12 protein-coding genes are annotated in these 13,848 nt (G+C 68.9%); 9 read left to right on the forward strand and 3 right to left on the reverse strand.

What is annotated here, in order from left to right; genetic code table 11:
• The 4 genes from ACGFIF_RS02735 to ACGFIF_RS02750 all read left to right on the forward strand — a co-directional run bounded on the left by ACGFIF_RS02735 (nucleotide 1) and on the right by ACGFIF_RS02750 (nucleotide 4,147).
• Nucleotides 1-1,254 carry a polysaccharide pyruvyl transferase family protein gene (locus ACGFIF_RS02735; protein ID WP_393150665.1) on the forward strand — a complete coding sequence of 418 codons (1,254 nt, stop codon included), beginning with the start codon at nucleotides 1-3 and terminating at the stop codon, nucleotides 1,252-1,254.
• A gap of 10 nt (nucleotides 1,255-1,264) precedes the next feature.
• On the forward strand, nucleotides 1,265-1,813 hold the full coding sequence (locus ACGFIF_RS02740; RefSeq protein ID WP_393150667.1) for a dTDP-4-dehydrorhamnose 3,5-epimerase family protein: 549 nt from the start codon (nucleotides 1,265-1,267) through the stop codon (nucleotides 1,811-1,813).
• The gene (locus ACGFIF_RS02745) at nucleotides 1,810-3,126 is read left to right on the forward strand and encodes a glutamate-1-semialdehyde 2,1-aminomutase (RefSeq protein WP_393150670.1); all 1,317 of its coding nucleotides are present in this window, start codon (nucleotides 1,810-1,812) and stop codon (nucleotides 3,124-3,126) included. The genes ACGFIF_RS02740 and ACGFIF_RS02745 overlap by 4 nt, the downstream gene beginning before the upstream one ends.
• Nucleotides 3,127-3,253: 127 nt before the next feature.
• Nucleotides 3,254-4,147 (forward strand): phytanoyl-CoA dioxygenase family protein, encoded by an 894-nt coding sequence (locus tag ACGFIF_RS02750; protein WP_393150672.1) that lies wholly within the window; start codon nucleotides 3,254-3,256, stop codon nucleotides 4,145-4,147.
• A 27-nt stretch (nucleotides 4,148-4,174) separates the two neighbouring features.
• Here the strand turns inward: ACGFIF_RS02750 and ACGFIF_RS02755 are convergent, their stop codons facing one another.
• Entirely contained in the window at nucleotides 4,175-4,864 is a 690-nt protein-coding gene (locus ACGFIF_RS02755; RefSeq protein ID WP_393150674.1) for a phosphatase PAP2 family protein, read from the reverse strand.
• Between the two features lie 238 nt (nucleotides 4,865-5,102).
• Here ACGFIF_RS02755 and ACGFIF_RS02760 point away from each other — a divergent pair, with 238 nt between their 5' ends.
• From ACGFIF_RS02760 to ACGFIF_RS02780, 5 genes are read left to right on the forward strand one after another with little or no spacing between them, the layout of a single operon-like run.
• On the forward strand, nucleotides 5,103-6,593 hold the full coding sequence (locus tag ACGFIF_RS02760) for a sugar transferase (protein WP_393150676.1): 1,491 nt from the start codon (nucleotides 5,103-5,105) through the stop codon (nucleotides 6,591-6,593).
• Nucleotides 6,593-7,525 carry a GDP-L-fucose synthase family protein gene (locus ACGFIF_RS02765; RefSeq protein ID WP_393150679.1) on the forward strand — a complete coding sequence of 311 codons (933 nt, stop codon included), beginning with the start codon at nucleotides 6,593-6,595 and terminating at the stop codon, nucleotides 7,523-7,525. The genes ACGFIF_RS02760 and ACGFIF_RS02765 overlap by 1 nt, the downstream gene beginning before the upstream one ends.
• A complete protein-coding gene (gmd, locus tag ACGFIF_RS02770) occupies nucleotides 7,522-8,505 on the forward strand; it encodes a GDP-mannose 4,6-dehydratase (protein WP_393150681.1) in 984 nt (327 codons plus the stop codon). The genes ACGFIF_RS02765 and gmd overlap by 4 nt, the downstream gene beginning before the upstream one ends.
• A 3-nt stretch (nucleotides 8,506-8,508) precedes the next feature.
• On the forward strand, nucleotides 8,509-9,297 hold the full coding sequence (locus ACGFIF_RS02775; RefSeq protein WP_393150683.1) for a WecB/TagA/CpsF family glycosyltransferase: 789 nt from the start codon (nucleotides 8,509-8,511) through the stop codon (nucleotides 9,295-9,297).
• 9 nt (nucleotides 9,298-9,306) lie between these two features.
• Nucleotides 9,307-10,584, forward strand: coding sequence for a hypothetical protein (locus ACGFIF_RS02780; protein WP_393150685.1), 1,278 nt, complete (start codon nucleotides 9,307-9,309; stop codon nucleotides 10,582-10,584).
• Here ACGFIF_RS02780 and ACGFIF_RS02785 read toward each other — a convergent pair.
• Both ACGFIF_RS02785 and ACGFIF_RS02790 read right to left on the reverse strand, forming a co-directional pair.
• Nucleotides 10,571-12,070: a fibronectin type III domain-containing protein gene (locus ACGFIF_RS02785; RefSeq protein WP_393150687.1), complete on the reverse strand. Its 1,500-nt coding sequence runs from the start codon at nucleotides 12,068-12,070 to the stop codon at nucleotides 10,571-10,573. The genes ACGFIF_RS02780 and ACGFIF_RS02785 overlap by 14 nt on opposite strands.
• Nucleotides 12,071-12,178: 108 nt before the next feature.
• The gene (locus ACGFIF_RS02790; protein WP_393150689.1) at nucleotides 12,179-13,699 is read right to left on the reverse strand and encodes a fibronectin type III domain-containing protein; all 1,521 of its coding nucleotides are present in this window, start codon (nucleotides 13,697-13,699) and stop codon (nucleotides 12,179-12,181) included.
• Nucleotides 13,700-13,848 lie beyond the last annotated feature (149 nt).

Raw genomic sequence — 13,848 nt, forward strand, 5'->3', positions numbered from 1 at the left:
ATGAACACAGCGGGGACACGCAGGCCGCCGCGGATCGCGATCTTCGGCCTGCTGGGATCGGGCAACCTGGGCAACCACGGGTCGCTCGACGCGATGCTGCGCTACCTCCGGGCCAGTCACCCGGAGGCCGAGATCAGCTGTGTGTGCTCCGGCCCTGAGGAGCTCGAACGGCAGTACGGCATCCCGTCGACCGCGATCACCTGGTACCAGGCGCACGGTCCGGGCCGGTCGCGGCTGACCACGATCGTGCGCAAGATGTTCGGCAAGGTGGCGGATCTGGTCCGGATGCCGCGGTTGTTCCGCCGGTTCGACATCGTGATCGTGCCCGGCATGGGGGTGCTGGAGACGACCCTCGAGCTGCAACCGTGGGGCTGGCCGTACGCGTTGTTCCTGATGTGCGTGTCGGCCCGGCTGGCGGGTGCCAAGGTCGCGTTCGTCAGCATCGGCGCGAACGTGGCCCACGAGCGGACGAACCGGTGGCTGTTCACCGGTGCCGCCCGGCTGGCGACGTACCGCTCGTACCGCGACACCTATTCACGCGACGCGATGCGGCAGATGGGCCTCGACACCAGCCGGGACGCGGTCTACCCGGACCTGGCCTTCTCGCTGCCCGATCCGGTGCCGCATCAGCCGGTCCGCGCATCTCGCCCGACCATCGGCCTGGGCGTGATGGAGTACCACGGCACCAGTGCCGACCGGTCACGGGCCGAGGAGATCTCCGCGGACTACACCGGGAAGATCGTGGCGTTCGCCCGCCGGCTGGTCGACGAGGGCTACCGGATCCGTCTCGTCACCGGCGACCCGGCCGACGAGGCCGTCGTGTCGGCCGTGTACGACGACCTGCGCCGGACCCGGCCCGAACTCGTGGAGAAGCGGCTGGTGCGGGAGCCCGCGGAGTCGCTCGGGGAGCTGATGCAACAGCTGGCCGAGGTCGACCTGGTCGTTGCCTCGCGCTACCACAACGTGCAGGCCGCGCTGAAGTTGTCGAAGCCGACCATCTCCATCAGCTACGGCGTCAAGAGCGACGTCCTGATGGGGGAGATGCAGCTGGCCGAGTTCCGGCAGTCGATCCGGAGTCTCGACGTGGACCGGCTGATGGATCAGCTCCGGGCCCTCGAGGCGCGGGCGGCCGGGATCGAACCCGCGATGCGCGCGAAGAACGCCGAGTTCGCCGCGTCGCTCGAACGGCAGTACGCCGTACTGTCCGCGACCCTGTTCGGCAACCACACGGTGCCGGCGGGCAGTGACCAGTAGGAGGGGATCGATGGACGTCATCCAGGTACCGAGGATCGCGGGTGCACTGCTGTTCCTGCCCACGCCGCACGTCGACGAGCGCGGCTTCTTCTGCCGCACGTTCGACCGCGAGGTGGTCGCGTCGGCCGGACTCGACCCGGACGCGTTCGTCCAGGACAGCATCTCCCGCTCCGCCAGGGGCGTCGTCCGGGGTATGCACGTCCGGGCGGGTGCCGGCGAGGCGAAGCTGGTGCGCTGCTCGTACGGCGCGGTCCTCGACGTCGTCGTCGACCTGCGCAAGGACTCGCCGACGTACCGCAACGTCGAGTACTTCGATCTGACCGGCGAGAACCAGGTCACCGTCTACGTCCCGGCCGGCTGCGCCCACGGCTTCCAGGCACTGACCGATCCGGCCGACGTCTCGTACCGGATCGACCGGGCGCACGACCCGAGCGAGGACGTGTCGATCGCCCACGACGACCCGGATCTCGCGATTGCCTGGCCGCTGCCGGCCAGTCTGATGTCCGAGCGGGACAAGGCCGCTCCCTCACTCGCCCTGGCCACTGCGAGGCTGTCATGACCAAGTCGTTCACCAAATCGATCAAAGCCAACGCCCGGCTGCACGACCTCGTCCCAGGCGGTGCCCACACCTACGCCAAGGGGGAGGACCAGTACCCCGAGGACATGGCGCCGGTGATCTCGCACGGCCGCGGCGCGCACGTGTGGGATGTCGACGGCAACGAGTACATCGAGTACGGCTCCGGTCTGCGCGCGGTCAGCCTCGGGCATGCGCACCCGAGGGTGCTGGAGGCGGTCCGGCGGGACATCGAGCGCGGCAGCAACTTCGTCCGGCCGAGCATCGTCGAGCTCGAGGCGGCCGAGCGGTTCCTCACGTCGGTGCCGACCGCGGAGATGGTGAAGTTCGCCAAGAACGGCTCGGACGCGACCACCGCGGCGGTGAAGCTGGCCCGCGCCGTCACCGGCCGTCCGCTGGTGGCGATCTGCTCGGACCACGCGTTCTTCTCCATCGACGACTGGTTCATCGCCCGGACACCGATGGCCGCGGGCATCCCCGGCGAGATCGGCGAGCTGACCGTGGGCTTCCCGTACGGCGACCTGGCCGCGACCGAGGACCTGCTGATCCGGAACGAGGGGCAGATCGCCTGCCTCATCCTCGAGGCCGCGACCCAGCACGACCCGCCGGAGGGCTACCTCGAAGCGCTCCGCGACCTGGCCCACCGGTACGGCGCCCTGCTGATCTTCGACGAGATGATCACCGGCTTCCGCTTCTCCGAGGCCGGCGCGCAGGGCGTGTACGGCGTGACGCCGGACCTCTCCACGTTCGGCAAGGCACTCGGCAACGGATTCGCCGTGTCGGCGCTCGCGGGCAAGCGGGAACTGATGGAGCGCGGCGGACTGCGCGACGACCACGAGCGGGTCTTCCTGCTCTCCACCACCCACGGCGCCGAGACGCACGCGCTCGCGGCCGCCATGGCGGTGATGGACGTCTACGCGGAGGAAGGCATCTCGGCGCGGCTGCACGAGCTGGGGGACAAGCTCGCGTCGGGTGTGCGTGAGGTCGCCGCCGCGGCCGGGGTCGAGGACCATGTCGTCGTTCGGGGCCGGGCCAGCAATCTGGTCTTCGCGACGCTCGACGAGAACTTCGCGCCGTCGCAGCCGTACCGCACGCTGTTCCTGCGCGAACTGATCCTCGGTGGTGTCATCGGCCCGTCGTTCGTGGTGAGCTCGGCGCTGACCGACGAGGACATCGACCGGACCGTCGACGCGGTCGCCCAGGCCTGCGTCGTGTATCGCAAGGCGCTCGACGCCGGGGACCCGAGGGGGTGGATGGGCGGACGGCCGGTCAAGCCGGTGTTCCGCCGTTACGCATAACGCACGCAACGACGACGTCTCTGGGGGGCGCCTGCCGATGAGCCCGTAGGGCGGACGGCTGGGGCAAGCACGGGGCTTGGTCACTCGAAACCGGCGTGGGGCCGGTTCGCGCACGAGGGGGTTCATCATGCATTCCATCTATGTCGACGCCGAGTTCGGCGACGACGAACGCAGACAGAAGTTGTACGACGGCGACCTGTTCGTCTACTCACCACGTCCGTCGACGCTGGCGCTGACCGAGTTCGCCGGCGAGCTGGCCCGGCAGGCGTTCGCGCCGCTGGATCCGGAGACGGCCCAGTTCGAGATGGCCGTCGAGGACTACGCCGCGCTGCTCGCCGAGCTCAAGCCGCGGTTCATCCACCATCCGGAGTCGAAACGGCTGATCCAGGAGATGCTGACCGACTTCGGGTGTGATCCGGAGCAGGTGTACTTCGACGTCCCGCGGATGCGCAGCTCGACGTCGAACGACTACCTCACCACCGGGATCGCGTTCGCGTTCCATCCGCATCGCGACACCTGGTACTCGGCGCCGTACTTCCAGTTGAACTGGTGGTTGCCGATCTTCGCGATCGGTCCCGACAACGGGCTCGCCTTCCATCCGAAGTACTGGCAGACTCCGGTGCGGAACAGCTCCCGGGTCTACAACTACGCGGAGTGGAACGCCACCAGCCGGCAGATCGCGGCGACCCAGATCGGCGTCGACACCCGGGTGCAGCCGGTGCCTGAGGAGGAGGTCGAGCTGGTGCCGCAGATCCGTCCGATCTGCAAGCCCGGCGGCATCATCCTCTTCTCGGGTGCCCAGTTGCACTCGAGCGTGCCGAACACCTCGGGGCGGACCAGGTTCAGCATCGATCTGCGCACCGTCCACCTCGGGGACGCGGTGGACGGCCGGGCCGCGCTGAACATCGACTCGGAGTGCACCGGTACGACGATGGGCGACTATCTGCGGATCAGTGATCTCGAGCAGGTCCCGGCGGACATCGTGGCGAAGTTCGACACGCCCAAGATCGAGAGTGCCTGACCGATCAGCAGAGCGGTCCGGACGGCGTCAGGATGCCGTCCGGACCGCTTTCCGTCGTCCGGTCAGGTCGATCAGGGCCGCGGTGGCCGGGACCACGACGAGAGCGACGCCGAACCCGCCGACCGTGTCGGTGGGGTAGTGCGCGTCGAGGATGATCTGCGCCCACGAGGTCAGGGTGGCGGCGGCCACGGTGATTGTGAGCAGAACCGCCGTGCCGGTGATCGGGCCGAGGGTCAGGACGTCGGCCACGAGCAGTCCGACGATCAGTGCGGCCGCGGTGAGCGCGGCGGTGTGCCCGCTGGGGTAGGACAGGAAGCCGGCATGGATGCGCCGGCCCACGACCGGCTTCAGCGCGGTCGCGAGGATGGTGACCGTCACCATGCCGACCACGGCCGTGGCGGCCAGCGCACGGCGACCAGCGGCCAGACAGGTCAGCGTGATGGTGATCAGCAGAAGCGCCCGGCCGACGGGTTCGCCCAACCAGTCGATGCCACGGATGATGTCCCAGCTCCCGGCCGGTGCCTCGTCGAGGACGGCTGTCCGGACGCGCGTGTCCAGGCGGCTCGGGCCGGTGTCCCCGCCGTAGAGCAGTGCCGGTACGGCGAGCGCGAGTAGTCCCAGCAGCGCCAGGCCCGCAGCCGGCCGTCGTAGCGTTCGAGGCAGCGCCGGTCGCGTGGACGCGCGCAGCCATTCGGTGTCGTCGTGCGTGATCCCCACCCCCGCGACAAATTCTAGCCAAGGGTTTCCGAGTCTTCGTCGCCGACGGCCCTCGCCCGTAGTACTCTGCGATGTCGCACCGCCGACAGGTGGGTGAATTCTGGGGATTCTCAGGCAATGCAGTGTGCGCCGTCACCTTGGGTGGCGATCTCCCGTTTGACAGTTCAAGGGGCAGATTGCAGACTTCGGCGGACACATAGTGTGACCGTGTGTTGGCAGCGCGAGACGAGAGGTCGGAGTGAGCGGAGCAGAGGCGCCTGACGCGGTCGACGGCCGCCGGCCGCTCTGGGTGGTGCCGCACGAGGTGCCCGCGATCGTTCCGCTGCCGTCGCGATCGACCGAGCCGCACTGGGTCGGCGTCTATCGCTGGGCTGCCGTCGGCGGCGATCTGCTGGCCGCGATGCTCGGTGTCTCGGTCGCTCTCCTGACCCGGTTCGGCTATCACGTCGGGAGCAGCTATCTGCTCGTGAGCAGTGTGCTTCCGCTGGCCTGGGTGGGTGCGGTCGCCCTGTCGAAGGGTTACGACCCCCGCTACTTCGGCGCCGGCCCGGACGAGTTCCGGTCGCTGCTGCGCTCCGGTGTCGGTCTCACGGCCGCTGTCGCGATGGCGTCGTACGTGACCAAGACCGAGATCGCCCGCGGCTTCGTCGTCCTGGCGATCCCGGTGATGGTCGGATCGGCGCTGGTCCTGCGGTACGCCCTGCGGAAGGACCTGCACCGGCACCGGGTCCGAGGTCGCTGTATGCATCGGGTTCTCGTGGTCGGGCGCAATGGCCCGGCCGCAACCTTGTGTGAGCACCTCGAGAGCCGGCCGACCGACGGGTTCCGGGTGGTGGCGACCTGCCGGCCACGCGGCGACGGTCACTCCACCGGGCCGATCCAGCCCGAAGAACTGGACGAGCCGGACATCCTGGCCGCCGCCGACCGGCACGCGGTGGAAGTGGTTGCCATCGCGACCGATCCCGAGCTGGCCGGGCAGTCGCTGCGCCGGTTGTCCTGGGCGCTGGAGCAGCGCGGTATCGAGCTGATCGTGTCACCCGGCATCATCGAGGTGGCCGGCCCGCGGATCTCCGTCCGTCCGGTCGCCGGCCTGTCCCTGCTGCACCTGGAGCGGCCGTCGGTCAGCGGCGGGCCGCACCTGATGAAGGCCGTCTTCGACCGGGTCCTGGCGCTCGGTCTCATCACCCTGTTGTTTCCGCTGCTCGTCGGCCTGGCCATCGCCGTCCGGCTGTCCAGCCCGGGGCCGGTGCTCTTCCGCCAGCAGCGGGTCGGCCGCGCGGGTGTCGAGTTCACCATGCTGAAGTTCCGGAGCATGTACTCCGACGCCGAGCAGCGGCTCGGTGACCTGTACGCGCTGAGCGACGGCAACGGCGTGATCTTCAAGATGCGCGACGACCCGCGGATGACACCGCTCGGCCGGTGGATCCGCCGCTTCTCGCTCGACGAGCTGCCGCAGCTGTTCAACGTGCTGCGCGGCGACATGTCCCTGGTCGGCCCGCGTCCGCCGCTGTCCGAAGAGGTCGCCCTGTACGCCGCGGACGACTCCCGCCGGATGCTGGTCAAGCCCGGCATCACCGGACTGTGGCAGGTGAGCGGCCGCAGCGACCTGTCCTGGGACGAGTCGGTCCGGCTGGACCTGCGGTACGTCGACAACTGGTCGATGACGCTCGACCTACTGATCCTCTGGAAGACCGTGCGCGCGGTGATCTACGGCGCAGGAGCGTACTGATGGACAAAGCAGCACCGGTATACGTCGCCGGCCACCGCGGCCTGGTCGGATCCGCCATCTGGCGGCGGCTGGAAGCGGTCGGCTTCACCCAGTTGATCGGCGCGACGTCGAGTGAGCTCGACCTGCGGGACCGGGCCGCGACGTTCGCGTTCTTCACCGAGCACCGCCCGGCGGTGGTGATCGACGCGGCCGCCCGGGTCGGCGGCATCCTGGCGAACCGGGACCACCCGACCGAGTTCCTCAGCGACAACCTGCGCATCCAGGTGAACCTGATGGACGCCGCGCTCGAGGTCCGCACGCCGCGGCTGCTGTTCCTGGGCTCGTCCTGCATCTACCCGAAGTACGCCGAGCAGCCGATCCGCGAGTCTAGCCTGCTCACCGGTGAGCTGGAGCCGACGAACGACGCGTACGCGATCGCCAAGATCGCCGGCATCATGCAGGTCCAGGCGGTCCGCCGGCAGTACGGGCTGCGCTGGATCTCGGCGATGCCGACCAACCTGTACGGGCCGAACGACAACTTCGACCTGACCAGCTCGCACGTGCTGCCCGCGCTGATCCGGCGCTTCCACGACGCCAAGGTGTCCGGTGCACCCGAGGTGGTGCTGTGGGGGAGCGGTACGCCGCGGCGCGAGTTCCTGCACGTGGACGACCTGGCCGACGCGTGCCTGCACCTGCTGGAGCAGTACGACGAGCCGGAGCCGATCAACGTCGGTGTCGGCGAGGACGCGACGATTCGCGAGCTGGCCGAGCTGGTCGCCCGCGTGGTCGGCTACACCGGTGCCATCAGCAACGATCTGTCCAAGCCGGACGGCACGCCGCGCAAACTGCTCGACGTGAGCCGGCTGAACGCGCTGGGGTGGAAGCCGTCCACCGACCTCGAAGACGGTGTGGCCGCCACCTACGCCTGGTACCTATCCCAGGAGCAGGCATGAAGAAGGCGTTCGTCACCGGTATCACCGGCCAGGACGGGTCGTACCTGGCCGAGTTGCTGCTGGCCAAGGGCTACCAGGTGCACGGTCTGATCCGCCGCGCGAGCACGTTCAACACGCGCCGGATCGACCATCTGTACGAGGGTCCACAGGCCGAGGACAAGCGGCTGTTCCTGCACTACGGCGACCTGACCGACGGCTCGCGCCTCGTCACCTTGCTGGCGTCGATCCAGCCGTCCGAGGTGTACCACCTGGCCGCGCAGAGCCACGTCCGCGTGTCCTTCGACGAGCCGGAGTACACCGGTGACACCACCGGCATGGGGACGACGCGGCTGCTCGAGGCGATCCGGATGATCGGGCTGGACTGCCGGTTCTACCAGGCGAGCTCGTCGGAGATGTTCGGTGCGACGCCGCCGCCGCAGAACGAGGAGACCCCGTTCTACCCGCGGTCGCCGTACGGCGCGGCGAAGCTGTACGGCTACTGGATGACCCGGAACTACCGCGAGGCGTACGACATGTTCGCGGTGAACGGGATCCTGTTCAACCACGAGAGCCCGCGCCGCGGCGAGACCTTCGTGACCCGCAAGATCACCCGCGCGGTCGCCCGGATCAAGCTCGGCCTGGACCAGCGGCTGTACCTGGGCAACCTGGACGCCTGCCGGGACTGGGGGTACGCACCCGAGTACGTCGAGGCGATGTGGCGGATGCTGCAGCACGACACCCCGTCCGACTACGTGATCGCGACCGGTACGTCGTACTCGGTCAAGGACTTCGTCTCGCTGGCCTTCGACCACGTCGGGCTGGACTGGGAACAGTACGTCGACTACGACGCGCGGTACGAGCGTCCGACCGAGGTCGACTCGCTGATCGGGGACGCGTCCAAAGCCAACACCGAGCTCGGCTGGAAGACCCAGGTCCATGTGCCCGAGCTGGTCCGGATCATGGTCGACGCGGACCTGGCCACGCTGACCCAAGAGGACTGACCGATGACCGACATGCAGGTGGAGACGACCCCGGAGACCAGCACGGCCGACCGCGTCGACGTGCTGGGCATCCATGTCAGCGTGACCGATGTGGACGGCACGGTGGAGACGTTCGCGCGCTGGATCGACCGCGGCGAGCGGCACCTGGTCTGTGTCTCCGACATGAACTCGCTGCTGCACGCCCGGGCCGACGAGCACCTCACCCGGGTCTTCAACACCTCAGGTCTGACCGTGCCGGACGGCATGCCGCTGGTCTGGGCGGGGAAGCGGGCCGGGTTCGACCGGATGGGGCGGGTCGCGGGGCCGGACCTGCTCGAGCGGGTGATGGCCGAGGCGGCCGAGCGTGGCTGGACGCAGTACTTCTACGGTGGTGCCGAGGGAGTCGCCGAGGAACTGCGCGACACCTTCGAGGAGCGTCACCCCGCGTTGAAGGTCGTCGGCGTGCACTGTCCGCCGTACCGGCCGCTGACCGAGGCCGAGGACGCCGCCGTGGTGGCCGAGATGAACGCCTCCAAGGCGGACATCATCTGGATCGGCCTCGGCGCCCCGAAGCAGGAGCGCTGGATGGCCGAGCACCGGGACCGGCTCGACGCCGCGATCCTGATCGGTGTCGGCGCCGCGTTCGACTTCCACACCGGCCGGCTGGACCGGGCACCGCTGTGGATGCAGCGGGCCGGGCTGGAGTGGAGCTACCGGCTCTACAAGGAGCCCAAGCGGCTCTGGCGCCGCTATGTGCTCGGCATCCCGCGCTTCCTGCTCGGCGTCCTCCGCAATCCGCCGAGGCCCGTCTAGAGTGCTGCGGTGAAGTTCCCCCGGCGGCCGAAGCTCCGGCGACTGGCCGGGCCGGCCGGCCGGGCGAGCTGGGGGTTGGCCGACCAGGCCCTGTCCAGCCTGAGCAACCTCGCCGTCGGGGTGGTCGTCGCGCGGTCCAGCACGGTCGCGGACTTCGGTGTCTACGCGCTGGCCTTCGGCGGCTACACGATCGCTCTGAACCTCTCCCGGGCCGTCTCCACCGAGCCGTTGGCCGTCCGCTATTCCTCTGGTGAACGCAACTCGGCCTGGCAACGAGCTGTTCGCGCCAGTACGGCGACCGCACTGCTGATGGGGTTTGTCGGGCTGCTGGTCGGCCTGGCGATCGCGGCCGTCCCGGGCGTGCCGTCGAGGGGTGTGCTGATCGCGTTCGCGGTGACGATGCCGGGGCTGCTCCTCCAGGATGCGTGGCGGTGGGCCTTCTTCGTGGTCGGGGAGGGGCATCGAGCGTTCGTCAACGACTTGATCTGGCTGCTGGCGATGCTCGCGATCTTCGGCGGGCTCTATCTCACCGGTACGGCGTCCGCGTTCACGCTGACGCTGGGGTGGGGACTCGGTGCGGTGATCGCGGCCGTGGCTGGGCGGTTCCAGGCGGGCGTGGCACCGCGACGGCAGCTGATCCGCGAGTGGGTGCGGACGCATTGGGATCTCACCCCGAAGTACATGGGGGAGATGCTCGCGGTGTCGGGCACGATCCAGGTGTACATGCTCGGCATCACCGCCGCTGCCGGTCTGGCGGCGACCGCGGGTATCCGGGGCGCGCAGGTCCTGCTCGGCCCGGTGAACGTGCTCAACCAGGGCATCCGGATGATCTCGGTACCGGAGGCAGCCCGGGCGCTGCGGCACTCCTACCGACGTCTGTGGCTCGTCGGGCTGGCGATCTCGCTGGGTGTGGGTGCGGGCGCGCTGGCCTGGGGAGCGGTCTTCCTGCTACTCCCTGAGGTCGTCGGAGAGCAACTCCTCGGCCCTGGCGTCTGGGCGCAGGCCAGCACCGTCATGGTGCCGGTGATCCTGCTGCAGGCTTTCGGCGCCTCCAACGCCGGCGCCTTCGCCATCATGCGAGCCCTAGCAGCCGCCACCCGGGGCCTCCGAGTCCGCCTGATCTCATCCGTCATCCTCATCGTCTGCGGAGTAGGCGGCGCCTTCCTCTGGGGCCCGAAAGGCGCGGCCTGGGGCCTGGCCGGCGCCTCCTTCTGCACCCTCCTCCTCTGGTGGAACGAGGCCCACCGAGCCATCACCGCCCACCGCCGAGCCGTCAGCGAACAGTGATGGTGGCGTAGCCGCCTCGGACGGGGTTCTGGCCGTCGGTGACTTCGATGCGGTACATCTGCGAGGTGCCGGATGGAGCGTTCGGGTCGGTCAGGGTGATGTTCGGGCGGCTCCAGAACGTGGAGTCGGCGGTGGTGGTGGCGACGACCGTGTTGGTGGACCCGCGCAGGAGGCGGTAGGTGAGCGTGATGTCGTCGTTGTCCAGGGACGTCTGCACGGTCGCCTTCACCTGGCCGGCCGTCGTACTGGACAAGGTCGGCAGCACCGGGCCGAGCGGCTTGGCCCCGGCGCCGAGATTGGTGAACCGGGTCAGACCCTGCTGACCGACACCGTTGACCTTGGTGAAGTCACCGCCGACCCACAGATCGGCTCCGCCGGTGGCCGACACGAGCGGCCCGACCACGGTCGGCGGTCCCGCGTTCGTGTTCGGGAACCATGGCCCGAGCGACCCGGTCGCCGGGTTCTGCAGCAGCAGGAAGTGGGCACCGGTGCCGTCCTGGAACCCGCCCGGACAGCTGTGTGCGTGCGACCCCTTGAACAACCAGCCGTTCACGTACGTGACCGCCTCGGTCGCCCCGAGACAGTTGTTCTTCCACAGCAGATTGCCGGTGGCAACGTCCGCGGCCCACGTCCCGTCGAAGCATCCACCGCCGTCCCCGGCGTTGGCGAAGTACACCCGGTTGCCCGCGGTCTCGATGTCCTTGACCCGCGACGTACATCCACTGCTCGGCAGCGGTACGGCGGACGCCGCGGCGAACGGCAGCAACGCACCGGTGGAGTTGTTGACGCTGGCAACCGCCCAGCGACTGACCCCGCCGATCTTCGCGAAGGTCCCGCCGAGGTAGACCTTCGAGTTGTCGTCGGCCGCGTCGATCGCGTACACGTCCGCGTCGGCGTTCGGGTTCCACGGCAACAGGCTGCCGTTGACCGTGCTGATCGCGGCCGCGCGGTTCCGGGCCACCCCGTTGACGAGCCCGAACGACCCGCCGAAGTACAGGCTGCTCCCACCGATCGCGAGCGTCTTCACCCGGTAGGACACGCTCGGCTTGATGGTCGCGACCAGCGCGCCGGTCGCGGTGTCGAACGCCGCGATCCGGTTCCGCACCTGGCCGTCGACACGGGTGAAGTCACCGCCGACGTACACCCGGGAGCCGTCCGGCGACGCCACGATCGACCAGACGACGCCGTTCAGCGTGTGGTTGAACGTGGTGTCGAGCGCGCCGGTGCTCTGGTTGAACGCGGCCAGATAGGTCCGGCCGGTCTGATTGGTCCCGGCCGCCGCGCCCGGCGGACGGACCTTGGTGAACCGGCCGCCGACGTACGCCTTGCCCTTGGCAACGGCCAGGCCGAGCACACTGGCATCCGTCTGCCAGGCCGAGTTCGCGATCGCGGTCAGCGACGCGCCGGTGCTGGTCGCGGCCGGCGCCGGCCCGACGACGCTCAGCGCCAGACCGGCCGCCCCCACCACAGCGACAACTCTCCCCATGATTCCCCCTTGCCCCTGACAACCAATCTACGACCGGCAGCCCCCCGCCGGTCCATAGACGAAGGGGGTCTGCCTCAAAAGGCAGACCCCCTGTACCACTGCTGCTGCTTACGGCACCTTCACGCTGACCGACGGGCCCTTCATGATGTTGCGCCCGTCGTGCACCTCGATGTGGTAGCTGTACGTCTGCCCGCTCTTCACACCGGTGTCGGCCACCGTGTAGTACTTGCGCGCCTCCCAGTAGTACGACATGTACTTGAACGAGCCGATGTTCGTCGTACCCCGGAACACGTTGTAGGTGAGCGAGATGTTGTCCAGGTCGTACACGTCGGCGAACTTGACCTGCACCTTGTCCGACGACGGGATCAGCATCGGCGCCTTCGGTACGGCGGGAGCCGCGCCACCCGGAGTGTTGGTGAACCGGGTCAGACCGCGCTGCGGCTTGCCGTTGACGTTCAGGAAGTCACCGCCGACCCAGAGGTCGGTGCTGGTGCCGGCCATCGCCAGCGGGCCGACCTGGGTGGTGCTGCTCTGATCGGCGTCGGTGTTCGGGAACCACGGGCCGATCTTGCCGTTGATGGCGCTCTCGACCAGCAGGTAGTGCGTGCCGGTGCCGTCGGGGAAGGCGCCGCTGTCGCTGCAGTTGTGCGCGTGCGAGCCCTTGTAGACCCAGTTCCCGATCGCCTTGATCGCCTCGGTCGCGCCCAGGCAGTTGTTCTTCCAGAGCAGTTTGCCGGTGCTGACCTGAGCGGCCAGGACGCCGTCGTAACAGCCGCCGCCGTCACCACCGTTGGAGACGTACACGTTGTCGCCGAGGGTGTCGATGTCCTTCACCCGGGTGGTGCAGGTCGCGGTCGGCTTCGGAATCGCCGCCGCGGCCGGGAACGAGTACGCCGCGCCGGTGGTGTTGTTCGTCATCGCCAGCGAGTAGTGGTCCTTGCCGTTGATGGTGCTGAACGGACCGCCGACGAAGACCCGGGTGCCGTTGTCGGACAGGTCGATCGCGTACACGTCGCCGTTCGCGACCGGGTTCCACGGCAGCAGATCGCCCTGGATCAGCCGGACCGCGCCGAGGCGGCTGCGGACGGCGCCGTCGATCCTGCCGAACGAACCGCCGATGAACACGCTGTTGCCGAAGATGGCCAGCGCCTTGACCCGGGCCGAGACGACCGGGTCCCAGGCCGCGACCATCTTGCCGGTGACGACCGAGAACATCGCGATCTTGCTGCGCTTGATGCCGTTCACGGTGGTGAAGTCGCCGCCGATCACGACCCAGTTGCCGTCCGGGCTGGTGGCGATGCTGTAGACCGGGCCGTTCAGCTTCGGCGCGAACGCCGTCGGCGCGCCGGTGGTGCGGTTGAACGCGGCGATGTAGGTCCGGACCGCCTCGCCCTGGCCGGCCGGCTTCCCCGGCTGCCGGATCTTGGTGAACAGACCGCCGGCGAACACCGTGTTGCCGCTGATCGCGAGCGCGTTCACGCTGTTGTTGGTCTGCCACGAGGTCTGCTTGATGGCCGAGACGGCCGATGCGAAGCCCGGAGTCGCCGCCTCCACCGGCGGTCCCGAGGGAATCAGCGCAGCGGCGATGACGGCCGCAGCGGTGACAACGGCCAGCACATACTTCTTCATCAATGTCCTTTGGACTGGGCGGGGTTCAGTCTTGGGGCGGGTGCGTGCCTCACGCACGCACCCAGCGGACATTAGCGCTGTGGGAGGTCGACCGGAAGCCGACCTCCCCCTCGCGTTATGACTTTGTGCTGCAGTTCCCAGACTCTGCG

This window comes from Kribbella sp. NPDC049174 (assembly GCF_043197365.1).
Taxonomy (GTDB): Bacteria; Actinomycetota; Actinomycetes; order Propionibacteriales; family Kribbellaceae; genus Kribbella.

Bases quoted from the DNA above. Each gene is read 5' to 3' on its own strand.
- ACGFIF_RS02790 (WP_393150689.1), bottom strand. From the start codon at position 13,699: ATGAAGAAGTATGTGCTGGCCGTTGTCACCGCTGCGGCCGTCATCGCC.
- ACGFIF_RS02750 (WP_393150672.1), top strand. From the start codon at position 3,254: ATGCATTCCATCTATGTCGACGCCGAGTTCGGCGACGACGAACGCAGA.
- ACGFIF_RS02745 (WP_393150670.1), top strand. From the start codon at position 1,810: ATGACCAAGTCGTTCACCAAATCGATCAAAGCCAACGCCCGGCTGCAC.
- ACGFIF_RS02740 (WP_393150667.1), top strand. From the start codon at position 1,265: ATGGACGTCATCCAGGTACCGAGGATCGCGGGTGCACTGCTGTTCCTG.
- gmd (WP_393150681.1), top strand. From the start codon at position 7,522: ATGAAGAAGGCGTTCGTCACCGGTATCACCGGCCAGGACGGGTCGTAC.
- ACGFIF_RS02765 (WP_393150679.1), top strand. From the start codon at position 6,593: ATGGACAAAGCAGCACCGGTATACGTCGCCGGCCACCGCGGCCTGGTC.
- ACGFIF_RS02775 (WP_393150683.1), top strand. From the start codon at position 8,509: ATGACCGACATGCAGGTGGAGACGACCCCGGAGACCAGCACGGCCGAC.
- ACGFIF_RS02735 (WP_393150665.1), top strand. From the start codon at position 1: ATGAACACAGCGGGGACACGCAGGCCGCCGCGGATCGCGATCTTCGGC.
- ACGFIF_RS02785 (WP_393150687.1), bottom strand. From the start codon at position 12,070: ATGGGGAGAGTTGTCGCTGTGGTGGGGGCGGCCGGTCTGGCGCTGAGC.